Source organism: Streptomyces ossamyceticus, assembly GCF_001418475.1.
GTDB classification, from domain to species: Bacteria; Actinomycetota; Actinomycetes; order Streptomycetales; family Streptomycetaceae; genus Streptomyces; species Streptomyces ossamyceticus.
In genome coordinates this window covers 1-24,033 of sequence record NZ_LIQX01000592.1, presented here as the reverse complement: position 1 = coordinate 24,033, position 24,033 = coordinate 1, and the positions used below count along the sequence as shown (strand labels likewise).

Here is a 24,033-nt window from a genome sequence, read left to right as displayed (position 1 = left end):
GGCGTGGGGGTGGGCTGGCCAGCGGGTTGGCCGTTACGCTCTTGCAAGGTCACTCCCTGGTGAGTTCAGGTGGGTGGCGGCCCCGGCAGGTGTTCCAGCACCCGCCGGGGCGTTGTTGTTGGTGCCGTTCCACAATGCACGATCTGCTTTACAAGCGTCAAGTAGATCGGAGAGGATGTTGCCGTGCCCAAGAACCCCGAAAGCGAGGGGAGCCCGCGCTTGTTGACCGTCACCGAGATCGCGGCGAAGCACGATGTCAGCCGTCAGACGATCCACACCTATCGGCGGACTGGCGTCTTCCCCTCCCCTGTCGAGGGCGAGGGCAGCACGCGGCTCAGATTCCGCGAGGACGAAGTGGCTGCGTTCTTCAAGGCGAACCCCAAGCAGCCCCGCAAGAAGCGGCGCTTCCATCAGCAAGGAGACCTAGTGACCACCACCGTTGACGCCCGAGCCGACCTGTACGCGTTCGCGATGCAGGGCAAGGAGCATTCGTCGGACAACTCGGAGAAGGCATCCGCCAAGATCGACGCCTTCCGGGCGGACGTCATCCGTGAGGCTGCTGACGCCATGGCGCAGCTCATCGAGGACGGCGAGCACGACCCGGACTGTCTCGTCGATGAGCTGCGGCAGTTGGCGCGCAAGGCGCCCGAGTCGGAGGGGTGATCGTGGAGGATCTGGTGCGGTGGCTCGGGCAGCAGCTCGACACCGATGAGCGGACCGCGCGGGCGGCGACGCCTGGCCCGTGGGAGCAGTCCGGTATCGGCGAGTACGGGTGGGGCGTCAGCTTCAGTCGGCCCGGCGCCGGGGTCGAAGTCGAGGACAGCGATCAGGGCCGCGCCGACGCCGACTTCATCGCGGAGCATGATCCGGCGCGCGTCCTGCGGGAGATCGAAGCAAAGCGGCAGATCATCGCCCGGTACGAGTTCGTCTGCCAAGAGGCTGTCCGGCTCGCCCAGAACGGGCAGGAGCATGAGTCCTGGGTGCAGGCGGGGGGCGCGCTTCAGTCCGTCGTCCTGTGCCTCGCCGCCGTGTATGTCGACCGCGACGGCTACAAGGAGTCGTGGCGCGCATGACCCGCGCATGACGCCCTCATGACGAGAGCCCCGAACCGGTTGGTTCGGGGCTCTCTCGCATCACAACGTCCCGCGAAGCCCTGCGGGTGCCGCCCTAGCCGGACAAGCAGCGTAACGACCCGGCGGCCCTGCCAGCCTACGCCCCGCCTCTGACACGGTTACCGTCCTCACCAGGAACCACAGAGCGGAGCACGCCATGACCACCCTTCACCTTCCCGGCGACGAGCCGACAACCGAGACCGGCCCAGACCGTGTGCCGCTCGCACGCCTCACCCGCAGCGTGGGTTCGCCGGCGTTGACTCGGGTGGTGTCGGGTGTGGTGCGGCGGGGACCAGCAAGGGTGGCGGTGGCGGCGTTCCAGTCGTCGGTGTGAGCACGTGGGTGCGCCCTGGCTCGGGGTGAACCAGGGCGCGGTCTCCGGGGGTCGCTGCCCGCTGGTGCGGGAGAGTCCAGTTGCCTGGTCTCGGCCTTGTCCCGGCAGGGGGTGCGGGGCGGCGGCCGTCACCGCCAGGTGTCCCGCGCGAGTTGCCGGGGATCTGCCGCCCTGCTGGCCGCCCGGCTGTCACCCAACCAGGTTGGGGGCCCGAGTTTCCTGCGGGCAGACGAGCGTGCCACCGTCAGGATGCCAGACTCCGACATGATCACTCTGCGGGTGCCCGCAAAGTGATGCGTCCCCCTCAGGTCGGACACTGCGCTTCTCCCGCACCAGCCCCGCTGCTCGTCTGCCGTGTGCGGTCAGTTCGTAGGCCGCCATGCCTCGCGGTCCGCCGACGAGTTCGATCCATCCAGCGGACAGCAGCCGGTGCAGGGCCGGGTAGACGGTGGCGGGTCCGTAGCAGGTGACGCGCCCAAGTTCGGGGGCGGTGATGGGCCGGCCTGCGAGGTCGAGGGTGGCGGTGATGCGGCGGATCTTCCGCTGAAGCCGGACAGTCACGGCTGCTCCTTGAGGAGGGTGCGTGCTTCTTCGAGGGCGGTGCAGTACTCGCAGGGGCCGCCGCCGTCCCAATTGGGTGGCACGGTGTGACAGTGCTCAGCGGCGTCGGGGGCGTTGACGAGACGGGCGAGGAGGGCTTCGGCCGGGTGCGGGCTGCTGGCGGGTTCGGTCGCTTGGGTCGCTGCCGGGCCGGGCCCGTCGAGGGCGGTGCGTAGGGCTCGGGCGTAGGCGCGGTCTGGGGCGAGCGCGTTCTCCCACCGGTCGGCGAGGGCCCGGACGCGGTCGAGCTGGTCGCAGAGTCGGTCGTACTGGTCGCTGGTGAGGTGATCCAGCGGAATGCGGTGGGTCACGGCTGCTCCTGACCGTTGATCGCGCGGGCGACCGCGAGGGCTTGGGGCGAGGGGGCTCCAGGTCCGGTTGTCAGGAATGCCGCACGTCCGGCGGGGTCGTCACGGAACACGTCGTCGGCTGCACGGATGCCGCACTCGTAGTGGTGCGCTTCCTGCTCCAGCCAGTCGGCGAGTGCGAGGCCAACACCGGGATGCATGGCCGCGATCCAGTCAGCGTCGGCGGTGTCGCATTCGGCACGCTGCTCGCTGGCCTGCGGCTCCCATGTGGCAATGCCTCGTTGTTCGCGGGCGGTCTTGAGGTGGTCGCCGATGCGGGCGTAGAGCTCGGCGACGATCTGGTTGGCGGCGGCAAGGTCGGTCACGGGCGGGTCTCCTGGGGTTAAGTGGGGCTAGAAAGCCGTAGGTGGGCCTCAGGCGGGCCGGGAGAGGTTCGGACAAGGAATCCGGCCCCGGCCGCCCCCGAGGCGCCACAGCGGCGCCCCAGGGGCCTCCACGGGGTTGCTACGCCCCGCGCGGTTCCACGCCGCGCTTCTGGCAGGGGCAGTCCGGGTCGGCCCCACCCCCGGCGACGGCGAGGCAGGTGATCAGATGCCCGGTCGTCGCCTCGTAGCCGTCACGTGGGGCGTCGTACGCCGCATCCTCGGGACTGTTCCAGTCGGACATGTCGGGGCCGCTGACACGATCTGCCAGGCGCTCGATCATCTGCCTGCCGAGCGCAACCGACGGCGTCTCGGTGTTGTTGGGTGCCGCCTCCCCACCCAACCGGCGCAGCATGTCGTCGGCGACGGCGCAGTGGCAGTCCATCCACACGCCGTCCTGGTCCTTCGGTCCGTGGTCCGGGCAGTGGACACGGATCAGAGCGGCTTCCTGCTGGAGGACGGTGGCCCTGTCCCACCGCACGGCGGCAACGGCAGGCGCGGTTTCGTTGGGGCGCTCCGTCGACGCGGCAACGGGCGTTGCCTCCCCGGCCAACCGGCGCAGCAGTGCGGCGTAGTGCTCGGCGTAGTCGACGGCTGCCCCGTACCGGATGTGGAACCCGGTGTCGGCGGCCACGGCGTTGGCGGCTTCGGTGAGCACGGCGGCGCGCTGTCCCTTGGCAGCTGCGTGCAGGCGGTCGATCACCTCGCGGGCGGTGTCGGGTGTCAGGTAGTCGCCGCAGTCGCAGCCGGTGATCTCCGTGATGCACACGTCCTCGAAGTGCTGCGCCTCGGTGTGCCCGCAGATGCAGACGGCGGCGGGCGCGGGAAGCACGGCCAGCACCGCGTCGACGTGCCGCTGGTAGGCCAGCCAGAACGGGTGATCCTTCGGCGGCACATCGTCCGCGAGGTCGGGGTGGAGCGACCGAGCCAGCGCCTCGGCGATGCGTTCCCGAAGCGCGGCCCGGTCCACAGACGGCACGACGGCAGGCACAGGGTCAGCGTCGTGCTCGGCAAGAACCTCCCGCGCCCGAGCATGCGGGCACGGGCCCTCGCACAACCAGCTGTGCGCCTGGCAGTAACCGTGGTGATCCAGTTGGCATGGGTCGGGGTCGAGGAAGTCGCGGACGAGAGCGGCGAGCCGCTCAGTGGTGTTGTCGGTCATGGCTGCTCCAGGGAAAGTGGGTGACACGGCCGCCCTGTGTCGCGCAGGGCGGCCGGCTTGTGGATGGATGTCACTCGGTCGACTCGACCGCAGCCCACGCGTCCACCGCGGCCTGCGCCTCCTCGTGACCGAGCCACAGCGGCCCCACGGAGGTTGGCACCGGACAGCCGGCCAGCAGTTCACGGACGACGATCACGACGACCGCCGGGTCCGCCCAGCGGGGCAGCGAGACCAGGAACTCCGGCTCGCGTTCCAGTTCGCCGTGCTGCTTGCGGGGCGCCCACTGCCACTGCCCGGCCGGGTGCTCCCACACGAGGGCGATGCCGTCCTCGTGGACGCTGGTGTCGAGTGCCGGGTGGTCGGGCCCCCAGTTGAGGACGGCGTCGAGCTGGGTGGTGAGGCCGTCGCCGTCGTAGCGGTTGGTCTCGGTGTCGGAGGTCCACCATCCGTCGGGTTCCAGGCCGGCGGCGAGGAGCGCGCGGACGACGGCGGTGATGTACGGGTCGTGGGGCAGGGTGCGGGTCATGCGGGTCTCCGTGGTGGTGGTGTGGCCGGTCGGGGTTGGGGTGTGGTGTGTGAGGTACACGCCGGGCCGGACCTGGACTGGCGGGCTCAGGTGGCAGTGGCAGGGGATGATGCGGGCGCAGTTCGGGCAGAGCGCCATGCGGGCCTCCGAGGGGTGTGGCCGGTCACGAAACAGGCCGGGCGGCGGTCCGCTTCGCGCAGTCCGTCCAGGCGACGACAGCCGGGAAGTCCTCGGCGGCGCCGGGCTCGGAGCACGCCTCGCAGATCTCCATCCGCCGGACGTGCGAGCAGGTGTCCTTGCCGGGGATCTCGTCGCCTTCGTCGGTGAAGTACTCGTCGCACTCCCGCTCCAGGCACTCAAGGCTGGCGACGTCGGCGGCCACCGGCTGGTGCTGCGGTTCGCCGGGCAGCTGGCGCGCGCGGGCGTGGTCGCGGTTCCGGCAGGCCGACCAGGCGATCATGTCGCCGAGTTCGGCGGTGCAGGCCGGGCAGCCAGTGCCAGCCGGGGCGTCGAGGCAGAGGACGCCGTCGTCGTAGGGCTGGTGGCCCAGCGTCATCCACTGGTCCCAGGCGTCGGTGCCGCGCTCGGGGATCGGCTTATGGGGGCAGTGGTCGGTGTCGGCGTCCCAGTAGAACGGTTCGGGCTTGTGGTCTTCGGTCGGGATGGTCACGGTCTCTCCTTGGTGGTGTGGTCAGGTGCGGTGCTGTTCAGGTGCAGTCGGCGTTGGGGTGGGTGTGGTAGGCCCCGGATCGGGGAGGCTGTTCCACCCACGACTGCGGGGTGCCGAGGATCCGGCCGGCCCAGGCGTGGGCTTCGACGGCGGGTACGGGGGGCCGGCCGGGCGGGTAGCCGTCGAGGGCATCGAGGACGGTGGTGCCGTGGGTGAGGATCCAGCCTTGGGTGGTGGTGCCGGGGTGGAGGTCCCAGCGCAGGGTGTGGACGGCGTTCGGGCAGTGGTAGGCGGGCTTGGTGGCGTGCTGCTCGCACTCCCACTTCGCGCCGATGTCCTCGCGGTAGTGCCGCATCGTGATCAGTTCGGTGGTAAGCCTGGCGCGGGCGGCCTTGTCCCGGTCGCGCTTCGTCGGGTTGAGGTGGCGGTGCGCCTGGTCGGCGGTGGCCAGGACATGGCCGCTGTCGTCGACGGTCTCGACGACGGCGAGGACGGCGGCCACGATGCAGCCGCAGGGGCGGCGTTCGATCCAGCCGCATTCGTCGAGGGGTACGGGCTGGCCGTCGATCGTGGCGGTGAGGTTGGTGGGCACAGCTGCTCCTTCGTGCGGGGGTGATCAGACGGGACGAGACACGGCGGTCAGGCGGCCAGCCCGGTGAAGCATCCGCAGCCGCCTTCGTCGAACAGGTCGAGTTGGTCGGGCTGCTCCTCGATGCGGCGGCGGAGCGCGGCGAGCGTGAGCGGTTTCGTGGTTCCGCCCTGGCGGTCGCGGAGGATCGACACGTCCTTGCCGAGCAGCGCCCGCATCTTGGCCTCGGCGCGCTCAGCGCGGGCGTACCGCTCCGGGAAGACCTCCAGGAGCCGAACCCACTGGGCCTGGCCGCCCTTCACGCACATGCCGCCGCAGTTGTTGTGCGCGAACCCGAGCCGGTACAGGCGCGGGTCGATCAACCCCGCGGCGCGCGCTTCGGCACGCAACTGGGCCTTGTCCCTGTACGGCGGCCGGGTCAGGGGGGCGTCCACGGTCCACGGGGCCCATCCGCGCACGATGGCGGGCAGCCGCTCTGTCTCGGTCCAGTCGATGCCGACGTACAGCGTGGTCTCGGCGAAGGATCCGGCGTTGGCGTTCAGCCAGTCACGGCAGGGCTCCTGCTTCAGCGCGTGGGAGCACTGTGCGATGCGGGTGTTGCCGAGCCACCGCTTGTCCTCGAAGACCTGCCAGGGGTCGCGGCCGTCGGCGACGCGGGTGATGGGTACGCCGAGCTGCGCGCTGGCCGCTTCGTTGAAGGCGTAGAGGTCTTCGTCCTCGATGAGGGTGTCGGCGAACAGCAGGGTGACGTTGTGGGTGCCGTGCTCGGCGATGACGTGGCGTGCGGTGGCCCAGCTGGTGATGCCGCCGGACCACATCACGATGTGCTGCTTGCTGACTGGCGGGTCAGTTGGTGTGGTCGTCATGGGGTGCTCCAGGGGTGCGAGACGGGCTAGGCGGCGGGGGTGGCGCGTTGGTCGGGCGACGGCGTTGCAGTTAGCGCTTGAGGGCGTAGACCTTCTCGCCGCCGATCAGCGGTGCGCCCTCGGGTCCCTTGATGTGTGGGGCGATCCAGACCGGGCGGTGGACTTGCCGCTTGGGGTGCCATTGCTGGCGCCAGTGGCCTCGGACGATCCACTGGTGGTGGTACTCGCGGTCGCTGTCGCCGGAGCCGCCGGTGGTCTTGGGACGGCGGAGTTCGATGACTCGGGTGGGTGCGGGTTCGTGGCCGGCGCGGTGGAGGCGCTTGCGGGCGGCACGGTCAACCTCGATGGCCTTGGTCTCCGCGAGTTCTTGCCGCATCAGCAAGCTGGCGGCCTTGAGCACAACGAGTGAGCTGCACCTGTTGATGAAGGTCTGGTCGTCGACCTCGACGATTTGACCTGCATCGCTCATGAAGGCGATGTCGCCGGCTTCTCGCTCGCCGTAGGCGGCAATGCTCTCGCCGTCGTACACGAGCGGCCCCAGCGGGATGCGCATGTGGGAGAGATCGAGTTCGTCCCGTCCTTCGATCCAGTCGCGAGCTACGTAGCAGCTGAGCCAGAGTCCGGAGTTCTTCAGTGCATCGGTGGCCATCTCGGGCGGGCACGGCCCCCACGCCATGGCCGTGGTGGGGAACTCGGGCCTAGCGGTGGGGAGCCCATCGAAGTAGATGAGCCCGCAGGGGGCCGGCAGGTCTTCAGGCTCCAGCGACCAGGTCGGCATGCTGCGGGCCGCTGCGACTGTCAGCTCGGTCATCTCGGGTGCAACCCAGAACAGTTCGGCTTCCGTGAGCCGTGCGGCTTCCGCTTGGGCTAGTTGAGTGCCTTCTTCTGCGGTGGTGAGGTGGGGCTGGTACGAGGTCTGTGCCCCTGCTCTGAGGCATGCGGTGAAGTACTGCGCTCCGTGCTGTCGCTGCCAGGTGAGGACTTCGGCGCGGAGTTCGGGGAGGTCTTGGGGGCGGATGTTCATCAGTGGTGCTCCTTGTAGAGCTGCTGCTGGAGGGATTCGGCGGCGGCTTCTCGGCTTCCGAGTCCGGCTTCCAGCGCGGTGCCGGTGGCGTCTGCGAAGTGGATGGCGAGGTTCATGAGGGCGGTGACGGGGTCGGGCTTGCAGAGGTCGGGGAGGAGTTCGTAGGCGGCGGCCGGGTCTTGATTGCGGAGGCGGTGGAGGGTGAGGGCCATGGCGGTGCGGCGGGTCTGCTGCTCGGGGCTGGTCATGTGGGCTCCTGGTGGAGTGATCAGGCGGCGGGTTCTTCGTCTTGGGCGGCCCAGCCGCATATCCAGACCGCGCCGCAGGCCGGGCAGCGGTACGTGGCGACGACCGCTTCCGGTCCGTCCGGGGTGACCTTGACGGGCGCCACGGCGGGGCTATCTGCGGTGAGGCAGTTGTTGCAGGTGTCGAGGTAGGCCACGGCGGTGCTCCTCTCGGGTCAGGTCAGGCCCATGTCGATGAAGCGGGCGTAATGCCCCTGGAAGGCGACGGTGATCGTCGAGGTGGGTCCGTTGCGGTGCTTGGCCACGATCAGGTCGGCTTCGCCGGCGCGCGGGGATTCCTTCTCGTAGGCGTCTTCGCGGTGGAGGAGGATCACGATGTCGGCGTCCTGTTCGAGGGATCCGGACTCGCGGAGGTCGGCGACCATCGGCTTCTTGTCCTGGCGCTGCTCGGGCCCGCGGTTCAGCTGCGACAGGGCGATCACCGGTACTTGAAGGTCCATGGCGAGGGTCTTCAGGCCGCGGCTGATCCGTGAGACTTCCTGCTGCCGGTTGTCGCTTCGGCCGTTGGTTTCGCCGCTCATGAGTTGCAGGTAGTCGATGACGATCAGGCCGAGGCCGTGCTGGCGCTGGACGCGACGGCAGCGGGAGCGGATCTTCGCGAGGGTGATGCCGGTGTCGGCGACGATGAACAGCGGCGAGGACTGCATGTCCTTGCCTGCCTCGATGAGGTCGAGGATCTTCCCGTCGTCGATGGGGCCCTTGGTCTTCATCCAGTGCAGGGGGTAGGTGGCCTGCGCGGCGAGGAACCGCTTCTCAAGCTCCTTGCGGCCCATCTCCAGGCTGAAGAACACGGTGGGAACGTCGTTGCGGATGGCTGCGGTGCGGGCGATGTCGCCGGCGAGGACGGACTTGCCCATGGCGGGGCGGGCGGCGATGAGGATGAACTGGCCGGGGAGGAGTCCGCCGGTGAGGGCGTCGAAGTCGTGGAAGCCGGTGAGGAGTCCGGTTTGGGGGCCGTTCTCGCGGATGTCGACGACTTCGGCGATGGTGTCCATGATGTCGGCGCCGATGGAGAGGTCTTCGTCTCCGGTGTCGGTGAGGGCGGTGAGTCCTTCGAGGGTGTCGTAGGCGTCTTGGACGATCTCGTCAGGAGTGTTCTGCCGGTTGTGGACGCCGTCGGCCATGCGGGTGCTGGCGGCGAGGATCTTCCGGAGGATGGCTTTCTCGCGGACGATTCCGGCGTAGTGCTCTGCGTGGGCGGTGGTGGGTACGGCCTGGACGAGGGTGAACGGGTAGGCGTGGCCGCCGCAGCGGGTGAGGTCGCCGTCTTTCTCCAACTGGTTGGTGAGGGCGATGGGGTCGTGTGCTTCGCCTGCGGTGTGGAGGTTGAGGAGCGCCCGGTAGATCGTTTCGTGGGTGGGCCGGTAGAAGTGCTCGGGCTTGACGATCTCGATGACTTCTTCGGCGGCTCGACTGGAAAGGATCATCGAGCCGAGGACGGCGCGTTCGGCTTCGACGTCGAACGGCGGGAGCTGCTCGCTGGTCGGCTCGTCGTGGTTGTCGGTCATGCGCTCTTCCTGTGGTCGGTGCCGGTGAAGGTGGCGTAGGTGGAGCCGCCGTCGGCGAAGCGGGACATGGTGCGCGGGCCGAGGGGTTCGAGGGTGTGGAGGTTGGTGGAGATGAGGGTGGGGAGCTGGTTTTGCCAGCGGGCGTCGACGAGTTGGGCGATGGCGTCGACGGTCCATGGGTAGAGCTGGGTGGCGCCGAGGTCGTCGAGGGCGACGAGCGGGGCTTCGGCCCAGGCTTGGAGGCGTTCGCGGTTGACGGGCCGGTCGGCTGCGGCTTTGAACTCGAAGTCGGAGACAAGGTAGTAGCGGCCGTGCCAGCCGCGGCGGATCAGCAGTTCGCCGATCTTCCACAGGTGCCAGGTCTTGCCTGTACCGGGTTCGCCGAGGAGCAGCAGCGAGGCGTGGGAGCCGGCGAGGAAGCCGTTGATCCATGTCTCGACTTCGGGTCGCACGGGGGCGTTGGTGTTGAACGCTTTGGGCCGGCGTGCGAGGTAGCGGTCGAGGGATTGGTTACGGATCTCGTTGCGGGCCGCGGCTTGGGCGGCGTCGTACCGTTTGCGCCGGTTGTCAGCGGTCGTCATCAGAAGGGCTTCGCATTCTGGTAGTCCTCGGTGCTGGGTGTGGGGGCGGCGGCGCCGGTCGCGGGGTGCGGTCGGTTCGGGGCCGTCCAGCCGCCGGAAACCGAGCGGAGCTGGGGTCCGGGCTGCGGGTCGGGCTCGTCGTCGTAACAGCCCTTGTTCAGCCAGGTAGCCGGGTACTTCGTGTACTGGGGGTCCTGGCCGAAGCGCTCGCGGGCGTATGCCTGTGCGGCGTCGACCATGCGCTTGGGCTCCACGCCGCGCTCAATGGCGGCGATCCACGCCTTCTTGGCGGCCTCGCGGTCCTTCTTCTTCGGGTAGTTGCTCCAGAAGGCACCGAAGGCTTCGAGGTGGTGGTCCGTCTTCTTGCTGCCGCTCTTGGTCTGGACCGAGGCGAGTTGTGCCTGTGGTTCGTCCGTGGCGGATGCGGAAGAAGAGTCTTTTAGTAGTTGGTTGTCTGACGGTTGTTGGTGGTTAGGGCGGCGTTCCGTCCGTGACGAACGGACTTTAAGTGCGTGACGGCTAGGCGTTGAGTCCGTGACATCGACGGTCACGGACTCTGCGTCCGTGACCGTCACGCCTTCAGCGCCTGTGACGGTCACGAACTCTGAGTGCGTGACACCCTTCGATCGGGACCGCCGCTTCCGCTCGGCAGCCGCCGCACGGAAGTCGTCCTCCTCGCGCTCCAAGTCCGACCAGTCCGTCTCGGGGCGCCGCAGATGCATCGCCAGCTTCCAGCGCGTGCGCCCCTCGGTCGTGCCGTCGCGGACGATCAGCTCGGCCTTCTCAAGCCGGCGGAGGGCGCGCTGAACCGTGGTCCGGTCGTAGCCGGTGCGGTACTGGATGCGGAGCACTGAGGGGTGGCTGCCTGTGCCGTCAGGCTTGGCGTGCTCGGCGAGTACCTGAAGGACGTGCCGGGCTGTGGTGTCCGGCTTGCCTTTCTCGGTGCGTGGCATGGGCGCGTCGTCCATGGCCCAGTTCACTGCATCGGTGCTCACGTGGTCTTCTCTCGCCGTCGTTGCTGGTCAGGGCCTGTATCTGGGCAGCCCTCATGGCGGCTTCGTCGGGGCGGTGATCGCCCTTTCGGCTTGTCCCATACTACCTCGGGTGCCCCTACACCGCACGGGCACCGAGGGATTGAAATGGACGGCGTGGTGCCCATCTGTTGTCAGGTCAGCTACGCTGTCGACATGACGACGAAGGGAACCCCCGGTCGCGTGATCCGCGTCGACAACGAGACGTGGACCGCGTACGAGCAGGCGTGCAAGGACATGGGAACGACGCGCGCCGACGACCTCCGCCGTCACATCCACCGGCAGATCGCCGCCTGGCGGAAGCGCCAACGCGACGCCGGCGCCGCGAGGAACATCGCCGAGTCCTGACATCGCCCCTCCTCCTTCCTGTCTGTCGGGCCCCGTGCCGCACGCACGGGGCCTGCCGCGTGTGCGGCTACTCGTCGTCGGCGACGTACGGCGCCGTGGCCTCGGGCCGAATGGCGCGCCAGAGGTGGAGTTCGGTCGGCCGGCTGTCGAGCATCAGGAACATGCAGGCGCGGACGGCCGGGCTGTCGATGTGCTGGGCGGCGCGGGCGAACTCGCCGCGGTCGCCTGCGAGGTGAGCGATCGCCGCGTACTCCTCGGCCACACGCTCAGTCAGTACCCCCGCCTGCTCGTCCAGCCGTGCGGCGACGGACTTGACCCACTGGTCGAACTCGTCGGGTACGGCGTCGAGGAGCGCATCCAGCGGTGACGTGCTGCTGGCGCGGGCGGCTTCGACTTCGCCGACCGCGCAGCCGAGGGCCTTCGCGACGAGCTTGGGCGGCTGGTCGGCGTACTTCTGGAGGCCGAGCATCCGCCAGATGTCCCGCTCGGTGATCCCGGTGAGGACCTTGTGGAGGCGGACGTACTCGGACAGCTTTGCCTTCGCCCGTAGTCCGGACGTGTAGCGGATGACGTAGCCCTCGGTGGAGATCCCCGAGGTGGGGGTGCCGTCGGGGCGGGTGTTGGCTTCGGCGAGCTTCAGCAGCTCGGGCAGTGGGAGCGTGGGCCAGGTGCGGACGACGGAGCCGATCGGCTTCCAGTCCGGCTCCACCCAGGACAGGCGGCCTTCCTCGCCCTTGCTGTTGTAGGCGCCGAGGAGGACGAGGTCTTGGTGGTCGCCGTAGTCGACGACGATACGGTTCTCGGGGTAGACGATCTCGCACAGGTAGGTGATGTCCGGCCGGAGGCGGCTGGTGTCGCTGGTGGAGATCCAGGCTTGCGCCCACATGGCTTGCTCGCTGGCGAAGCTGCCCTTCGACGCGACGTGCCAGCGGCCCGCGTAGTGGAAGACGATGCCCAGTGAGCCGTCGACCTTGTCGTACACCTCGAACGGCTCGTCGGGCAGCGGCGGCGCGTAGTCGTTGCCGTGCTGGTGCTCGCCGACGTTGAAGAACTTCGGGAACGGCCAGGCGACGATCTCGCCGGTCGTGTCGTCGACGATGAGGCCGCGGCAGCGGAGGGTGGCGGTCGTCCAGGCGCGGGAGTACTGGGCTGTGCGCGTGTACGTGTAGATGGAGAGCGGCAGGGTGGGGTGGGTCTTGCGGGTGACGAGTCCGCCATCGAGGGCGGCAGTCAGTTCGTCGGCGGGGATGAGGTCGGTCAGGGCGGTCATCACGCCGCCTTCCGGACGTTGCCGCCGCGCTTGCGCATGGTGACGCCGGCTTCGTGGAGGAGGGCGAGCGTCCCGCCGTGGGAGCGGCCGATCGCCTTGGCGACGGCGTCGACGGTCATGCCGGACTCGTACAAGCGGGCGGCCTTGTCGCGGGCTTGCTGGCGGGCGTCGCCGGTGAGGATGGTGCCGGTGGTGTAGTCCCTCATCGGGGTTCCTCTCTGGGTTGGGGTGGGCCCGCCCGTTGGGGGAGGTCGGGCGGGCCCGTGGCGGCCCTAGGGGGAAGAAGCCGCCGGGAGAGTGGTCTAGGACAGGTCAGGGACGACGAACCAGCCGGGCTCGATCCCCTCGTGCACGCCGAGGCGAGCGGCGGCTTCACGCAGTGCCGTGTTCCACGCTTCGATCTCGGGGGCGGTGAACGATTCGGGCTTGACCTTGCGGTGGTCGCCGAGGTTGACCTCGACGCACTTGGTGGTGAGGAAGGTCATGTCGCGGTCGTAGTCGCCTGCGTGGAGGTAGCCGACGTGGGTGCCGTCGGGCTGGCCCTTGAGGGCTTCTTCGAGTGCTTCGCTGTCGGTGGCGGGGATCTGGAAGCCGTAGGCGAAGTAGGTGGAGTGGTACATGCCCATGAGGTGTGTCTCCTGGTCAGGGGTTGGTCTTGGCCGGGCATTGGTCCCGGTGGGTTTCGATGGGCTTCGAGTTGAGGAAGTCGCGCACCATGGCGCGGCCCGTGACCCGGCGGTGAAACCAGCACGCCACACAGAGGAGGTCCGCTACCGGGACCTGGCCCTTCTGCATGCGACGCACCGCGAGACCACCACGCCACGGGCCGCTAGTCACGACGCCTTCACCGCCGCGGCCCGCAACGCGTCATCCACGGCCTGCTGCGCCCGCTCCTGCCCGTCCGCGACATGCGCCGGCAGAACGCACTCCTCCACCTCACATGTGCGGCGCACGATCCCGACCGGCATCCGCCCGCGAGAGATGTAGAACGCGACCTGCTTCTTCGTGTACGGGCGCCCGCCGTAGACGACGGACTGTTTGCCCGTCCATTCGAGGTGCCCGTCGGGGAGGGGTTGGGTGCGTTCGGCCCAGATGGTGTGGAGGGTGCGCTGCGGGTTGTCGGCCCCGTTCAGGGCCTGGTGCACGGCGGCTTTGACCGTGGCCGGGTCGGTGCGCTGTTCGGGGCTGAGTCGCCTGCGGAGGGCGGCGCGGTGTTCTTCGTGGAGGGCGCCCCAGGTGCCGTGCTGAATGTTGGTGAGGACGGCCCAGATGGCGCAGGCTTGGACGACGGGGCAGCGGCGGCAGGTTTGTTCGGCCTGGTCGCGGTCGAGTTTGTCGTGGACGGTGGCGAACCACATGTCGGCTTGGTTCTTGTATTGGGGTTGGCGGCAGAGGCCGAGGTCGCGCCAGTCGGTTTGGCGGGGGCTGGCGGGTGCGGCGCCGGTGTAGTTGCTCACGACGCCGCCCCCCGCACTTGGGCGTCGGCCATGATCAGTCGCCCGATGTGCTCGGCGGCGGCAGGGATGACGGCGTTTCCGTAGGCGGCAAGCTGGTCCACCTGGGAGGGAATCCCATCAGCCAGCCGATCCACTCGGGGTTCGGCTTCAAGCCACTCACGCGCGACTCGTTCTCGCGCAGCCACAGGAAGGCCAGATAGTCCTCCAGCTGCGAGCGGTGATCGCCGCTCTCCGCCCTCGACCATGCGATCCCGTGCGACCCCATCGACGCCCTGGGAGTGGGCCACGAGGTAGACCCGTTCACGGGCAGCCTGAGGGGCGCCGAACTGGGGCGCTGAAAGCACTCGCCATTCCGCATCGAACCCGAGGTCGGCCAGGTCGCCGAGCATCCATCCGAAGGCGTCGGCGTCTCGAACAAGGTCTCCGACGTTTTCCACGAAGACGTAGTCGGGTCCCACGTGGCGCACCACGTCAGCCATTGCGGGCCACATCCATCGTTCGTCGGCGATGCCGAGTTGCTTTCCGGCAACGCTGAAGGGCTGGCAGGGGAATCCGCCGGCGACGACGTGGACTCGGGGGCGGGGCTTGGCGTCCCACCAGGTGTTGGCGGTGCGGACGTCGTCATGGCGGGGTACCTCCGGCCAGTGGTGGGCCAGCACGCGCTGGCAGAAGGGGTTGAGTTCGACTTGGCCGACGGTGGTCATCCCGGCGCGTTCGAGGCCGAGTTCTATGCCGCCGATGCCGGAGAAGAGGGAGAGGACGTTCATGGGGTGTCCTCCGTCCGGTGGTCGCGGATGGCGTCGCGGAGCCGGTCGCAGAACTCGGCGTGGTCGGGGGCCGGGGTGCCGTGGGCGGGCAGGTCCCAGATGAGTTCGCAGACGTCTTGCAGGCCGGTGTCGATGCCGGGCGTGGAGTCGGCGAGACCGGTCCGCTGGCGGGCTTCGTGGATGATGCGGTCCCGCTCGGACGGTTCGCGGAGTGCACGACGCACCTGCACGGCGCAGACGACGGCACCGATAGCGGCGAGGACGATGAGCGTGTACACCTGCGGCACAGTCACGACGCCACCCCCGCAGCGAGACGCCACACGCGGATCACAGCGCCCGGCGCGTCGAGCACGTCGGGGGCATCGGTCCCGGCGTAGTACTTGCCGAGCCGCACGTACTCCACAACCCGCGAGTCGTCCTTCCACACCACGCCAGTGAGGGCGTCTTCGGTGGACCGGACGAGCTTCGACAGGTCCGGCATCCCCGCGGGCCGGGCTGGGGCCGCGTCCCGCAGCAGGCGTGCGTTCCGGCCGGTCCGGTAGTGGCCCTTGGGCCGGTCGAAGGTGAACACCATCGACACGGCGACCGGGCCGTCGTACGGGGGCCGGTGGAGTTGGACGTCGCCGATGACCGCGTCGGGGAGTTCCATGGCGGTGAGGGCGGCGTGCTTGACGTCCTGGCGCCACGGCTTGACTTTCTTCGACGACTCGACCATGACGCCGTTGCCGAGGTGACGCTTTGATCCCTGGGGTGCGGGAAGGCCGTAGACGGTGATAGTGGCGAGGGCCAGGGCCCCGGCCGCCAGAGCGGCCGGAGTCTCGGGCAGGATCGGGGCGGTCACGAGCGGACCTCGCTCTCGCCCTCGAACGGCTCCAACAGCGCGTACGCCGCTACGCGGTCGCCGTGCAGGTACTCGACCGCGTAGCCCTCAAGTCGGTGCCGGGGCAGCAAGCCGCGCTGCTCGGCGACGAACCTGGCGTGCTCCCAGTTGCCGAAGCGGTAGTTACCGGTGGCGTCACTGCCGTTCTCGTCAGCGCGGGCGAGCCACGAGGGCGGGAACCCGTACTCCAGCGCGGTCTCCCGCGACCACACCCCGGTGGGCGCCTCGGCGTTGGTGGACCAACCGACGTACACGTCCCTGTCGCGGTGGGGCTTGATGATCAGACAGCGCAGGCGCGGGTTACGGGACGCCCTCTCCTCGGCGAGTTCTTCGGTGAGGCGGGCGTTCTCCTGCTCCAGGGCGACCGCAATCCGGCGGGCGCGGTTGCGTTCCTCACGCAGGCGTTCGGCTTCAGCGAGCGTGTTGAGGAGCCCTTGGCCGAGGCGGTCCAACTCGCGGAACGGCACCATCTCCTGCTTACCGAAGGTGTCAAGGATCCGCTGGACGTGCCGCTGGGTGCCTTCGATGGACGGCTCGAAGTCGGCCGGGTCGCGGTCGCCGCGCTTCTGGGCTTCGGGCGTGAGCGATGTGTCAGGCATGGGTCAGTCCCCCGTGGTGGTTGTGGTGGCGTGGACGGGGAGGTGGCAGTTTGGGCACCACCAGCCGCTGTCAGCAGGCGTGTCGTGGCCGGGGCAGTGCTGCCAGGCGGGCGCTGTGTTCCCGTACTCGGTGGCGAATTCCCGCTCCGCCGAGAGCAGCTCGTCCAGCGGCACAAGCTCCGCCTCCGCCAGCAGCTCCGCCACCCGGCGCGGGCCACGGCGCTGGCCGGGTGTGGGCCAGGAGCGGGCCATCATGACCGCGCCGACCGCGACGGTCGTACCGGCTCCGGTGAGGGCGGTGATGTAGTCGCTCACGACGTCTTCTCTGGGGTCTTGTAGCCGGGCTGCCAACGACTGCTGTCCTCGGGCTGGCGGCCACCGAGACCGAGGGCGTCGTCGAGCTGCCGCTGAAGGTGCGCGTTCGCCCGCTTCAGCCGGCCGATCTCACCGCCCGTGTCGAGATGGTCGGCCCGCTTCTTCTCGGCCTCGTAGTCGGCCATCCACGCGTGCGCCGCCTCGTCGAGGCGGGCGACCTCGGCGATCAACTCGTCCCAGTTCAGGTGGTACTTCTGGTCACCGAGCGCGTCAGCGAGGGCCTTACGGTGCACGTCGTGCTCTTCGAGGACCTCGGCAACCGTGCGGCGCCCCTTGTACTCGGCGAGCCGCTGACGGGCCTTGGCGAGGTCATCGGTGAGACAGTCGTTGACGATGGCCGTGTCGGTGTACTTCTCCGACACGCCGGCCAGTTCCTTCTCGGCCGCGGCGAGGTCCTTGGCGAGCTGCTCTTGTACGGCGGTGAGCGCCGCGATGCGGGCGTCGTGCCAGGCGCGGGGAACGAACGGAAACCTCATGCCGCACCCCCGACCGGGCGCAGCGGCCACGAGCCGTCGATGACCGCGTCCGGCTTGTGCTTATCCCCCGACTTCACCGGATCCCGCAGCCACTCCTGATATGAGGCCGCATCGTCGGCCGCCCACTTGATCTGCCGCTGGTGCAGCTCCTCGACCGTGACCCCGGCGAGGTCGTCGAACCGGTCGTACGGGCCGCGCCGGTTCCGCAGCCCCTTCACCCAATCCGGGCGGTGCTCCGGCGGGGTGTGGGCGATCTGGCCCATCTTGTACGCGGCGCGCGCGGACTGGAGGGCGTCGTATTCGGCGCCGTGCGCCGCGTCCTCGTTCCAGGGCAGCCCGTAGGTCTCGGCGGTGGTCCGCATCTGGTACGGGCCCTGTGTGGGGCTCACACGCCGCCGGTACGGGGCCGCGTGCTTGTCGAGGACCATCGTGTCGATGACCCGCGTCAACGGCTGGCGGCAGATGCCTTCGAGGGTGTCGCCGAGGTGGCGCATGCACTCGTGGTTGAGGAGGTTGAGGTCGAACGAGCCGAGGTTGTGGCCGACGAGCGGCGTCCCGGAAGCGACGACCTCGGCGACCGACTTGACGATTTCACCGACCGCTTCGGCGGCCGGCTGGCCGTGCTCGGCGAGGTACTCGTCCGTCAGCTTGTGCACGGCGATTGCGCCGGGCTCCTGAGCGATGCCGGGGTTGACCAGCCAGGTGCGGGTGTCGGTGTCGAGTCCGCCGCCGAGGAGGATCAGGGCGCACGAGACGATGCGCGCGGTCTCGGGGACCTTGTCGGAACATTCGAAGTCGAGGGCGGCCATGCGCTGGCGATGCCACATGGTGGTTCTCCTTGGTGTGTGGTTGCCTGAGGGGAGGCCGCCCCGGTTCCCGCGGGGCGGCCGTTCGTTTGCGGGCTACGCGCGGGGCTGAGCAACCGCCGGCCACGCCGGACGGGCAGGCTGCTCCTCGGTGACGACCTCGGCCTCATACACGCCCTCGGCGTCCGGGACCGGATCGGTCTTGCCCTGCTTCTCGCGGGAGTTCTCGTCGTCCTTGGCCGCGGCGATCGCCATCAGCTGCTTCGACAGCGGGTCGGTGCCCTTCGGGTGCACGGCGCCCGCCGTCTGCGCTTCCATCCACAGATCACGCACGTCATCCGACGTGAGCACCCCTGCGGCTTCGGCGATCCAGTCCCGGCCCTTCGGCCCCTCGATCGCGGCCACGGCCTGACTGCTGCCGCTCGGGTCCAGCGCCACCGCAGTGGGCAGCGGGCCCGTGAGCGCCTGCCGTGTGGTGACACCCCGGATCTCGACGACGACCACCGGGAAGTGCTTCGTCTGTCCGCCGGCAACGCGGGTGCGCGGTTCGATCCGCAGCGTCACCGGCACCAGGCCCTTGCCGCCGGTGCCGGACAGAACCATGTCGACGGTGCCCGCAAGCTCGTTCGCCGCGTACCAGGAGTGCGTCTCCACCCGCCACACGCCGACGTCCGGCATGTCCGGGAGGATGACGTTCAGCCGCGAGGTGGCGGCGCACACCTTGTCCTTGGTGCGGATGTCCTGGCGCAGCTGGTGCCACTCCGGGCCGTGCTCGGCGAGGCACAGGCAGGGGTGGCGGCTGATCTGCTCGGTCTCGCCGTCGCAGCGGCGGGCGCATCCGCCCTTGTTCCACATCTCGTTGGCCTGGGACAGCGGGTCGCCGGGCGGGAGGATCGCTTCGAGCTGCTCAGCCTCGGTGATCACCCGGAACTGGGGGGCGCCGTTGCCCTGCGGCTGCCAGCGTTCGACGTTGCCGCCCCACGCTTCGGCGGCGGCGGTGACGTAGTGCTCGGAGTGGCTGCTGAGCACCCACGTCTTCGACTTCACCGGCCGGGGCCGCTTCTTCGGGTCGTCGCTGGGGATGCTGTAGCCGGTGCGCAGGCGGCCGAGTTCGCGGGCCTGCTTCTGTGCGGTGCGGATTCGGGAGCCCATCGTCAGGCTGCCTTTCGGGGCTCGGTCGCTGCGGGCGCAGCGAGGGCGGGGTACGAGGACTTCGCGGCGTGCAGCCAGCGCGTGGTTTCCAGCGCCCCACGGAACGCGCGGTGCGCGGACCGGTCGGCGGGCATCGGCACCAGCGCGTGGGACTTCGCACGCAGGTTGAGGACACCGGTCCGCTCGATACGAGGCATCGGCTCCTCGGTGTCGTCCGGGAGAAGCGCGGTCTCGGCGTAGCGGAGCGCGGCGAGCTGGAGGGTGTTCTCGGGGTAGACCGACGAGGCCCGCCGTGTGGCCGACGACTTGTAGTCGATCAGCCACAGCTCCCGCCGACCCGCGGGCCCGGACGGCAGCCACACCATGAGGTCGGCGGTGCCGGCGTAGCCGAGCCTGCGGTGGAGGACTGTGATTTCGGTGGCTTCCACGTCGTCGTCGACGACGCCCCAGGACTTCAGCCACAGGTCGAACTGGTGGAGGTAGGGCGCGACTTCGGGGTCGTCGGCGATGGGGGCGCCGAGGAGGCGGGCTTCGGCCGCGGTGTGGACGCGGTCGCCGAGGTTGGCGGCTTGCTCGCGGACGTCGCGGTGGACGGCCTTGACTTCGCGGGTGAGGGCGGTCCGGTCGTCGCGGACGCGGTCGCCGAGGAGGGGCCAGTGGTCGAAGAGGTGCTCGACGGTGAGCTTGACGCCCCAGGGGACGAGGGCCATGGACTTGTTGACGGCGGTGTCGATGACGTTGGTGACGGAGACGAGGTCGGGTCCGCCGGCGGGGTCTTGGTAGTAGCGACCGTTGTCGGTGTCTTGGGCGTGCTTGGGTTGGGTCACTGGGTGCGGCCCTTCTGGTGTGGTGTGGTGGCGAGTCCGATGAGTCCGACTCCGGCGGCGATGACAAAGTCGGAGGCGGTGGCGTACGGGCCGGTGAACGGGGTGGTTTCGGCGAGGGCGAGCGCGAGGGCGAGGACGGTCGGCCAGTAGGCGGCGGTCCACGCGCGGCGGGCGGTCACGAGGCGATCCAGTAGCCGCGGGTGTCGGCGGTCCCGGTGGCGACGAGAACCCCGCGCCGCTCCCACCACTGCGAGTCCTTCCGCGCGGTGGTGCGGCAGGGCCCGTGACCGGTGGCCCGGTAGAAGGCGTGCGCCTGCCCGGTGGTGTAGCGGCCTCCGACCCGCCGGATTTCGGCGAGGAGCGCCCGACGGCGGGCGAGCAGCAGGTCAGACATCGCGGTCACCCGCCTCGTCGGCCGTCCAGTTGGGCCAGTCGGCGTCCCACATGCGTTCCATGCGGCGGGTGCCGTCCGACCGGTGCAGCCAGCCCCACGCCTCCCGGCGCCCGTTCAGCGGGTCGACGGTGATGTGCTCGCACACGAACCGGAGCCCGATACCGGACGCGCCGACGCTGGTGTAGGAGCGGCCGGGCTCGAAGAACTGGGTCGTCGTAGCCTCGATGGCGCTCTTCTCCCTCGCGTTCATTTCGTGCTCCGCGTGGACGACGAGGAGACGCTGCGCCTCCGCCAAGTCCTCCTTGCGGAGCGCGGCCACCCGCAACCCCAACGCCAGGGCGCGGAGCCGTTGCAGCTCGCCGGGGTACGCCTCGTCGTCCGGCGTCTGGTAGTCGGCGATCTCTTCGAGGCAGGTGATCGCGGAGTTCCAGCCGTCGCCGTACCAGACCGGCCCGGTGAGGGCGGTGCAGTCCACGGGGATGGCACGGAGCCGTCCGATCGCCTTGGCGAGGACTTCGGTGCGGTGGGTGTCGAACTTCTCCGCGAGGATCCGTCCGTACTCGTCCCTGCTGAGGTGCGGCGGGCAGATGCGGCGGATCATCTCGACCGCTTCATCACGGGCGCTCACGCGGCACCGCCCGGCAGCACGAACCGCGCGTTGTCCGGGAACCGCCCACGCCACTTCGGCGGAACCACGCCCTGATGCCACAGATCACCCGTCGACACGACGCGGCCATCGAAGAACTCGATCGTGAACCGACGCCCCGCGAACCCCTTGTACGCCTTCGGATAGTCCGGCTGGTCGTCGCCAAGCAGGTAGTGCTCCCCCGCTACAACCACACGCTTCGACAGGTCGTCCGCGTCGCGGGTGCCGCCCGGACCCCAGAAGGCGTCGTCGTGGTCGATCGACTCCTCGCAGGACAGGGTGAGTTGAAAAACCCTGTGGGAGCCGTCCGGCTGCTTCACGGAGTAGGTGGCGCGCATCGCGCTGCCGCCGAGGCCGTCCTCGGTGAACTCGGTGATGCTGCGGCGGGTGTTGCCGTCCTTTGGGAGCTTCTCGACGATTGCGAGGACGCCGTCCCAGAGTGCGTCGTGGACGAGGTTCTCGCCGGGCTTGAGGTACTCGGTCACGCCGACCGCCTCCCGCCCTGCTTCGGGAAGGGGTGGGCCTTCAGGTGGGCGCGGGTCTTGGCGTGCGTCGGATGCTTGATCAGCGACGCACCCTCCGACGCCTGCGGGTTGAAGCGGGACGTCACCCTCTCCACCGCTGTCAGCTCCGCCAACAGACGGCGGACGTCGTGCATGCCGACCTCGACGTGCGCGGTGTCCATCCCCGCCACGTCCTCCACCTGCTCCACCGCCGCGTCCAGAGCACCCTCACGACGCGGGCTGGCGACCACCTCGGCCAACTCGTCGAGCGCGGCGATCACGTCCTCGCGGGACTGCGGGTCCGACAGCCAGTGCTGTACCAACTGCACGAGCGTGTCCCGGCGGATGTCGTCCACCCGCAGGAGGGCGTGGAGGTGATTGGGGCCCGTCTCGAACGACAACGGCGGCTTACTGGAATGGCTCATGACCGGGCCCCTTCCGGGCTGGTGGGGATGAGAAGAGCGAGGAGCGCGGCGGCGGTGAGCGCCTGCTGCCGGACAGCCGCAACAGCGGCAAGCGCGAGACCGACGGCGACGTCCAGCGCCTTGTCCAGCCACACGGGCATCGGGGCCTCGTCGCCGATCAGGCAGACCAGACACCAGCCGAAACGGGCAAACCCTGCGACACCGAGCGCGAGGAACAACCACTCGCCGAGAGTCAGGGCGGTCACGACGACTCACCCGCCCCGCACGTGTTGCAGGTGAACCCGGCAGGCGGCGCGCCCTTGCATCTGGGGCACGATGCGATGTCGCCAAGAACGACATCCGTGATGCCGCAGCCGAGCGCGTCGGTGATCTTCTTGAGGGTCTCGGGGAGGGGGTTGCGTCGCCCTGTTTCGATGCGGCTCAACGCGGCGGCGCTGATTCCCGCCGCCTCCGCGAAGCGGTTCATGCCGTGGCCGCGCTCGATGCGCAAACGGCGAATGGCGATGCCATCCACGCGGACGCCCGAGTTCGCCGCAGAACCCGCGTCACGCGGAGGAATCGCGACCCCGGACCGATCAAGCATCTCCTCGAAAGGAACGGCGAGGACGGATGCCAGCGACCGAAGCGAGTAGACCGACGGGGTTGTGGCACCCGACAGCATCCGTCCCACTGCTGACTGCGACATTCCGGTCGCCTCGGCGAGGGCCTTCCTGCCGCCGCCGCGCGGGGCGTCGATCTCGTACCCAGCATCGCGGGCGGCCTTCGTCACGTACTCCGAGAACTCGGTCACGATGCACCGCCCGTCTCGGGCAGGTCGTGGCCCAGCCGGTTCTCGTGATGCAGCCAGGCGTGAAACTCCGGCTCCGGCTCCGCGAGCCGCACCACGGCCCCATCGAACTCGGACCCGTCGAGCCGACTCCCCGCGCCCGGCGTCCGCCAGTCCGCGCACACCTTCTCGATGTCCGCGAGCACCGTCCGATCCGGAACCTCAGGCTCCGACCGCCAGCGGCCCATCGCCGCCGACACCAGATCGTCGAGGAACCCGTGCAGGTCGTGATCCGACATTGCGTGCGCCCACGGCAGGGACGGGCCAGACTCGCGGCGCCGCAGCTCCTGCACGGCGTCGTCGAGCGACTCGTTCGTCGAGTGCCGCTCCGCCTCCAACTCGGCAACCCGAGTCCGGAGCGCCGCCACAATAGGCGGCTCCTCCCACAACGAAAGGTTCGACGGCAACGCCATACCGGCCACACGTCGGGCCAGCATCCGGTCCTTGACCTGCTCGTCCGACGGACGCTCCCAGGCGTGCATCCCCGCACCGCCGATGTACCGGCGGCCGTGGGAACGCCGCTCCGCACCGCAGTGCGCGCAGCCATACGGTTCCGACACCCGCTCCCGCATCAGGTCCCGCTCGCAACGAGCCCGGTGCGCATCGGCGACCGCCTCAGCGAGGAGGCCCTGAAGGCGAGCCCGCTCGGCGTGAAGCTTCCCCAGCTCCGTCTCAGGCGGCGGCGGGAAGTCCGGCATCTGCGGACCGAACGGCACCGGGAACGCGCCGTACTCGGCCACCGCATCCGGCAGGCCCGTGATCGACTCGCCGTTCATGCGGCCACCACCCCAGCAGCAGCCGACTCCGGGCCGAACGCGTGGAAAGACACCCGGACACCAGCCCAACGCCCATCCACCCCGTACAGGCAGCCGTCCCTCACCTCGCGGACGCACACCGCCACACCCAGAGCAGCAGCCAGAACCTGCGCAGCCGCCTCACTCTCCGGATTGCCGTACGCCGTCGTCGCCCACAGGTAGGCGTCGTGGTCATTGATCGTCCAGTCGATCGGAGCCGCAGCCACCTCCGGGTGCTCGGTCAGCAGCTGCAACACCAGCGCCGCCTTATGCAGGCGCACCGGCGCCTCCACCATCGGGCTAATCTGTTCGGTCACGGGGACCTCTCTTTCTGAGTGTTGAAGGGGTCGCCGAGTCGTTGGGCCGTCATCCGGGCTAAGGGGGCGGCCCTTCGGCGTGAAGGGAGTCAGGCAGCGTCAGCCGCCGGGTCCGCCGGCCGCTCCACGCGGC

At 69.4% G+C, this 24,033-nt stretch carries 39 protein-coding genes; 4 read left to right on the top strand and 35 right to left on the bottom strand.

The features are described 5' to 3' along the window. Nucleotides 1-183 precede the first annotated feature (183 nt). The 3 genes from AOK15_RS34235 to fxsA all read left to right on the top strand — a co-directional run bounded on the left by AOK15_RS34235 (nt 184) and on the right by fxsA (nt 1,446). A complete protein-coding gene (locus tag AOK15_RS34235) occupies nt 184-663 on the top strand; it encodes a helix-turn-helix transcriptional regulator (protein ID WP_055522209.1) in 480 nt (159 codons plus the stop codon). Nucleotides 664-665: 2 nt separating this feature from the next. Beyond that, nucleotides 666-1,073: a DUF6221 family protein gene (locus AOK15_RS34230; RefSeq protein ID WP_055522211.1), complete on the top strand. Its 408-nt coding sequence runs from the start codon at nt 666-668 to the stop codon at nt 1,071-1,073. A 196-nt stretch (nt 1,074-1,269) separates the two neighbouring features. Further along, nucleotides 1,270-1,446 (top strand): FxSxx-COOH cyclophane-containing RiPP peptide, encoded by a 177-nt coding sequence (gene fxsA / locus AOK15_RS43015; protein ID WP_079058863.1) that lies wholly within the window; start codon nt 1,270-1,272, stop codon nt 1,444-1,446. Nucleotides 1,447-2,003: 557 nt separating this feature from the next. On the opposite strand, the gene AOK15_RS45320 is transcribed toward fxsA, so the two are convergent. The 13 genes from AOK15_RS45320 to AOK15_RS34170 form a co-directional block, all read right to left on the bottom strand. After that, nucleotides 2,004-2,357, bottom strand: coding sequence for a hypothetical protein (locus AOK15_RS45320; RefSeq protein WP_055522208.1), 354 nt, complete (start codon nt 2,355-2,357; stop codon nt 2,004-2,006). Further along, on the bottom strand, nt 2,354-2,719 hold the full coding sequence (locus AOK15_RS34220; protein ID WP_055522207.1) for a hypothetical protein: 366 nt from the start codon (nt 2,717-2,719) through the stop codon (nt 2,354-2,356). The genes AOK15_RS45320 and AOK15_RS34220 overlap by 4 nt, the downstream gene beginning before the upstream one ends. 139 nt (nt 2,720-2,858) lie before the next feature. Then, complete coding sequence (locus AOK15_RS34215) at nt 2,859-3,938, bottom strand: hypothetical protein (RefSeq protein ID WP_157870454.1); 1,080 nt, start codon at nt 3,936-3,938, stop codon at nt 2,859-2,861. Nucleotides 3,939-4,008: 70 nt separating this feature from the next. Beyond that, on the bottom strand, nt 4,009-4,464 hold the full coding sequence (locus tag AOK15_RS34210; RefSeq protein ID WP_055522210.1) for a hypothetical protein: 456 nt from the start codon (nt 4,462-4,464) through the stop codon (nt 4,009-4,011). Nucleotides 4,465-4,627: 163 nt separating this feature from the next. Beyond that, on the bottom strand, nt 4,628-5,134 hold the full coding sequence (locus tag AOK15_RS34205) for a hypothetical protein (RefSeq protein WP_055522205.1): 507 nt from the start codon (nt 5,132-5,134) through the stop codon (nt 4,628-4,630). Between the two features lie 37 nt (nt 5,135-5,171). After that, nucleotides 5,172-5,726 (bottom strand): hypothetical protein, encoded by a 555-nt coding sequence (locus tag AOK15_RS34200; RefSeq protein WP_055522204.1) that lies wholly within the window; start codon nt 5,724-5,726, stop codon nt 5,172-5,174. Between the two features lie 47 nt (nt 5,727-5,773). Further along, a complete protein-coding gene (locus tag AOK15_RS34195) occupies nt 5,774-6,589 on the bottom strand; it encodes a hypothetical protein (protein ID WP_055522203.1) in 816 nt (271 codons plus the stop codon). 70 nt (nt 6,590-6,659) lie between these two features. After that, nucleotides 6,660-7,613 (bottom strand): hypothetical protein, encoded by a 954-nt coding sequence (locus AOK15_RS34190; protein ID WP_157870453.1) that lies wholly within the window; start codon nt 7,611-7,613, stop codon nt 6,660-6,662. Next, on the bottom strand, nt 7,613-7,861 hold the full coding sequence (locus tag AOK15_RS34185; protein ID WP_055522201.1) for a hypothetical protein: 249 nt from the start codon (nt 7,859-7,861) through the stop codon (nt 7,613-7,615). The genes AOK15_RS34190 and AOK15_RS34185 overlap by 1 nt, the downstream gene beginning before the upstream one ends. 20 nt (nt 7,862-7,881) lie before the next feature. Further along, nucleotides 7,882-8,055, bottom strand: a complete 174-nt coding sequence (locus AOK15_RS45315; protein ID WP_157870452.1) for a hypothetical protein — start codon at nt 8,053-8,055, stop codon at nt 7,882-7,884. 18 nt (nt 8,056-8,073) lie between these two features. Beyond that, complete coding sequence (dnaB, locus tag AOK15_RS34180) at nt 8,074-9,426, bottom strand: replicative DNA helicase (protein WP_055522200.1); 1,353 nt, start codon at nt 9,424-9,426, stop codon at nt 8,074-8,076. After that, nucleotides 9,423-10,007, bottom strand: a complete 585-nt coding sequence (locus AOK15_RS34175) for an ATP-binding protein (protein WP_055522199.1) — start codon at nt 10,005-10,007, stop codon at nt 9,423-9,425. The genes dnaB and AOK15_RS34175 overlap by 4 nt, the downstream gene beginning before the upstream one ends. Beyond that, on the bottom strand, nt 10,007-11,002 hold the full coding sequence (locus AOK15_RS34170; protein WP_157870451.1) for a helix-turn-helix domain-containing protein: 996 nt from the start codon (nt 11,000-11,002) through the stop codon (nt 10,007-10,009). The genes AOK15_RS34175 and AOK15_RS34170 overlap by 1 nt, the downstream gene beginning before the upstream one ends. A 192-nt stretch (nt 11,003-11,194) precedes the next feature. Between AOK15_RS34170 and AOK15_RS34165 the strand changes: the two genes are divergently transcribed. After that, complete coding sequence (locus AOK15_RS34165) at nt 11,195-11,386, top strand: hypothetical protein (RefSeq protein ID WP_157870450.1); 192 nt, start codon at nt 11,195-11,197, stop codon at nt 11,384-11,386. Nucleotides 11,387-11,453: 67 nt separating this feature from the next. Here AOK15_RS34165 and AOK15_RS34160 read toward each other — a convergent pair whose 3' ends face one another. The 22 genes from AOK15_RS34160 to AOK15_RS34055 form a co-directional block, all read right to left on the bottom strand. Next, complete coding sequence (locus AOK15_RS34160; RefSeq protein ID WP_055522196.1) at nt 11,454-12,656, bottom strand: RNA ligase; 1,203 nt, start codon at nt 12,654-12,656, stop codon at nt 11,454-11,456. Next, on the bottom strand, nt 12,656-12,862 hold the full coding sequence (locus tag AOK15_RS34155) for a helix-turn-helix domain-containing protein (RefSeq protein ID WP_055522195.1): 207 nt from the start codon (nt 12,860-12,862) through the stop codon (nt 12,656-12,658). Before AOK15_RS34155 ends, AOK15_RS34160 begins: the two co-directional genes overlap by 1 nt. Before the next feature lie 96 nt (nt 12,863-12,958). Next, entirely contained in the window at nt 12,959-13,282 is a 324-nt protein-coding gene (locus AOK15_RS34150) for a hypothetical protein (protein WP_055522194.1), read from the bottom strand. A 207-nt stretch (nt 13,283-13,489) separates the two neighbouring features. Continuing rightward, on the bottom strand, nt 13,490-14,113 hold the full coding sequence (locus tag AOK15_RS34145; RefSeq protein WP_055522193.1) for a WhiB family transcriptional regulator: 624 nt from the start codon (nt 14,111-14,113) through the stop codon (nt 13,490-13,492). Continuing rightward, on the bottom strand, nt 14,110-14,880 hold the full coding sequence (locus tag AOK15_RS34140) for a DNA cytosine methyltransferase (RefSeq protein ID WP_055522192.1): 771 nt from the start codon (nt 14,878-14,880) through the stop codon (nt 14,110-14,112). Before AOK15_RS34140 ends, AOK15_RS34145 begins: the two co-directional genes overlap by 4 nt. Continuing rightward, nucleotides 14,877-15,173, bottom strand: coding sequence for a hypothetical protein (locus tag AOK15_RS34135; RefSeq protein WP_157870449.1), 297 nt, complete (start codon nt 15,171-15,173; stop codon nt 14,877-14,879). The genes AOK15_RS34140 and AOK15_RS34135 overlap by 4 nt, the downstream gene beginning before the upstream one ends. After that, nucleotides 15,170-15,721 carry a RusA family crossover junction endodeoxyribonuclease gene (locus AOK15_RS34130; protein WP_055522190.1) on the bottom strand — a complete coding sequence of 184 codons (552 nt, stop codon included), beginning with the start codon at nt 15,719-15,721 and terminating at the stop codon, nt 15,170-15,172. Before AOK15_RS34130 ends, AOK15_RS34135 begins: the two co-directional genes overlap by 4 nt. Next, nucleotides 15,718-16,359 carry a hypothetical protein gene (locus AOK15_RS34125; protein ID WP_055522189.1) on the bottom strand — a complete coding sequence of 214 codons (642 nt, stop codon included), beginning with the start codon at nt 16,357-16,359 and terminating at the stop codon, nt 15,718-15,720. Before AOK15_RS34125 ends, AOK15_RS34130 begins: the two co-directional genes overlap by 4 nt. A 3-nt stretch (nt 16,360-16,362) precedes the next feature. Next, entirely contained in the window at nt 16,363-16,674 is a 312-nt protein-coding gene (locus AOK15_RS34120; protein WP_055522188.1) for a hypothetical protein, read from the bottom strand. Next, complete coding sequence (locus AOK15_RS34115) at nt 16,671-17,210, bottom strand: hypothetical protein (protein ID WP_055522187.1); 540 nt, start codon at nt 17,208-17,210, stop codon at nt 16,671-16,673. The genes AOK15_RS34120 and AOK15_RS34115 overlap by 4 nt, the downstream gene beginning before the upstream one ends. Further along, nucleotides 17,207-18,037 carry a 3'-5' exonuclease family protein gene (locus tag AOK15_RS34110; protein WP_063799089.1) on the bottom strand — a complete coding sequence of 277 codons (831 nt, stop codon included), beginning with the start codon at nt 18,035-18,037 and terminating at the stop codon, nt 17,207-17,209. The genes AOK15_RS34115 and AOK15_RS34110 overlap by 4 nt, the downstream gene beginning before the upstream one ends. 75 nt (nt 18,038-18,112) lie before the next feature. Further along, entirely contained in the window at nt 18,113-19,168 is a 1,056-nt protein-coding gene (locus AOK15_RS34105; protein WP_055522185.1) for a recombination directionality factor, read from the bottom strand. A gap of 2 nt (nt 19,169-19,170) precedes the next feature. Continuing rightward, nucleotides 19,171-19,995, bottom strand: coding sequence for a hypothetical protein (locus AOK15_RS34100; RefSeq protein ID WP_055522184.1), 825 nt, complete (start codon nt 19,993-19,995; stop codon nt 19,171-19,173). Then, a complete protein-coding gene (locus AOK15_RS34095; RefSeq protein WP_055522183.1) occupies nt 19,992-20,174 on the bottom strand; it encodes a hypothetical protein in 183 nt (60 codons plus the stop codon). Before AOK15_RS34095 ends, AOK15_RS34100 begins: the two co-directional genes overlap by 4 nt. Continuing rightward, nucleotides 20,171-20,389 (bottom strand): hypothetical protein, encoded by a 219-nt coding sequence (locus AOK15_RS34090; RefSeq protein ID WP_157870448.1) that lies wholly within the window; start codon nt 20,387-20,389, stop codon nt 20,171-20,173. Before AOK15_RS34090 ends, AOK15_RS34095 begins: the two co-directional genes overlap by 4 nt. After that, nucleotides 20,382-21,017, bottom strand: a complete 636-nt coding sequence (locus AOK15_RS34085) for a hypothetical protein (protein WP_157870447.1) — start codon at nt 21,015-21,017, stop codon at nt 20,382-20,384. The genes AOK15_RS34090 and AOK15_RS34085 overlap by 8 nt, the downstream gene beginning before the upstream one ends. Next, entirely contained in the window at nt 21,014-21,520 is a 507-nt protein-coding gene (locus AOK15_RS34080) for a hypothetical protein (protein ID WP_055522180.1), read from the bottom strand. The genes AOK15_RS34085 and AOK15_RS34080 overlap by 4 nt, the downstream gene beginning before the upstream one ends. Continuing rightward, nucleotides 21,517-21,963: an MCP four helix bundle domain-containing protein gene (locus AOK15_RS34075; RefSeq protein WP_157870446.1), complete on the bottom strand. Its 447-nt coding sequence runs from the start codon at nt 21,961-21,963 to the stop codon at nt 21,517-21,519. Before AOK15_RS34075 ends, AOK15_RS34080 begins: the two co-directional genes overlap by 4 nt. Then, nucleotides 21,960-22,208 (bottom strand): hypothetical protein, encoded by a 249-nt coding sequence (locus tag AOK15_RS34070; protein ID WP_055522178.1) that lies wholly within the window; start codon nt 22,206-22,208, stop codon nt 21,960-21,962. The genes AOK15_RS34075 and AOK15_RS34070 overlap by 4 nt, the downstream gene beginning before the upstream one ends. Next, nucleotides 22,205-22,753, bottom strand: a complete 549-nt coding sequence (locus AOK15_RS34065; RefSeq protein WP_055522177.1) for a helix-turn-helix transcriptional regulator — start codon at nt 22,751-22,753, stop codon at nt 22,205-22,207. The genes AOK15_RS34070 and AOK15_RS34065 overlap by 4 nt, the downstream gene beginning before the upstream one ends. Then, a complete protein-coding gene (locus AOK15_RS45845) occupies nt 22,750-23,565 on the bottom strand; it encodes a hypothetical protein (RefSeq protein ID WP_055522176.1) in 816 nt (271 codons plus the stop codon). The genes AOK15_RS34065 and AOK15_RS45845 overlap by 4 nt, the downstream gene beginning before the upstream one ends. Then, nucleotides 23,562-23,900, bottom strand: a complete 339-nt coding sequence (locus tag AOK15_RS34055) for a hypothetical protein (protein ID WP_055522175.1) — start codon at nt 23,898-23,900, stop codon at nt 23,562-23,564. Before AOK15_RS34055 ends, AOK15_RS45845 begins: the two co-directional genes overlap by 4 nt. Between the last annotated feature and the right edge of the window lie 133 nt (nt 23,901-24,033).

Coding starts and splice junctions, on each gene's coding strand:
- fxsA (WP_079058863.1), top strand. CDS start 1,270: ATGACCACCCTTCACCTTCCCGGCGACGAGCCGACAACCGAGACCGGC.
- AOK15_RS34215 (WP_157870454.1), bottom strand. CDS start 3,938: ATGACCGACAACACCACTGAGCGGCTCGCCGCTCTCGTCCGCGACTTC.
- AOK15_RS34210 (WP_055522210.1), bottom strand. CDS start 4,464: ATGACCCGCACCCTGCCCCACGACCCGTACATCACCGCCGTCGTCCGC.
- AOK15_RS34195 (WP_055522203.1), bottom strand. CDS start 6,589: ATGACGACCACACCAACTGACCCGCCAGTCAGCAAGCAGCACATCGTG.
- AOK15_RS34190 (WP_157870453.1), bottom strand. CDS start 7,613: ATGAACATCCGCCCCCAAGACCTCCCCGAACTCCGCGCCGAAGTCCTC.
- AOK15_RS34185 (WP_055522201.1), bottom strand. CDS start 7,861: ATGACCAGCCCCGAGCAGCAGACCCGCCGCACCGCCATGGCCCTCACC.
- dnaB (WP_055522200.1), bottom strand. CDS start 9,426: ATGACCGACAACCACGACGAGCCGACCAGCGAGCAGCTCCCGCCGTTC.
- AOK15_RS34175 (WP_055522199.1), bottom strand. CDS start 10,007: ATGACGACCGCTGACAACCGGCGCAAACGGTACGACGCCGCCCAAGCC.
- AOK15_RS34165 (WP_157870450.1), top strand. CDS start 11,195: ATGACGACGAAGGGAACCCCCGGTCGCGTGATCCGCGTCGACAACGAG.
- AOK15_RS34160 (WP_055522196.1), bottom strand. CDS start 12,656: ATGACCGCCCTGACCGACCTCATCCCCGCCGACGAACTGACTGCCGCC.
- AOK15_RS34155 (WP_055522195.1), bottom strand. CDS start 12,862: ATGAGGGACTACACCACCGGCACCATCCTCACCGGCGACGCCCGCCAG.
- AOK15_RS34150 (WP_055522194.1), bottom strand. CDS start 13,282: ATGGGCATGTACCACTCCACCTACTTCGCCTACGGCTTCCAGATCCCC.
- AOK15_RS34140 (WP_055522192.1), bottom strand. CDS start 14,880: ATGAACGTCCTCTCCCTCTTCTCCGGCATCGGCGGCATAGAACTCGGC.
- AOK15_RS34125 (WP_055522189.1), bottom strand. CDS start 16,359: ATGCCTGACACATCGCTCACGCCCGAAGCCCAGAAGCGCGGCGACCGC.
- AOK15_RS34115 (WP_055522187.1), bottom strand. CDS start 17,210: ATGAGGTTTCCGTTCGTTCCCCGCGCCTGGCACGACGCCCGCATCGCG.
- AOK15_RS34110 (WP_063799089.1), bottom strand. CDS start 18,037: ATGTGGCATCGCCAGCGCATGGCCGCCCTCGACTTCGAATGTTCCGAC.
- AOK15_RS34105 (WP_055522185.1), bottom strand. CDS start 19,168: ATGGGCTCCCGAATCCGCACCGCACAGAAGCAGGCCCGCGAACTCGGC.
- AOK15_RS34090 (WP_157870448.1), bottom strand. CDS start 20,389: ATGTCTGACCTGCTGCTCGCCCGCCGTCGGGCGCTCCTCGCCGAAATC.
- AOK15_RS34075 (WP_157870446.1), bottom strand. CDS start 21,963: ATGAGCCATTCCAGTAAGCCGCCGTTGTCGTTCGAGACGGGCCCCAAT.
- AOK15_RS45845 (WP_055522176.1), bottom strand. CDS start 23,565: ATGAACGGCGAGTCGATCACGGGCCTGCCGGATGCGGTGGCCGAGTAC.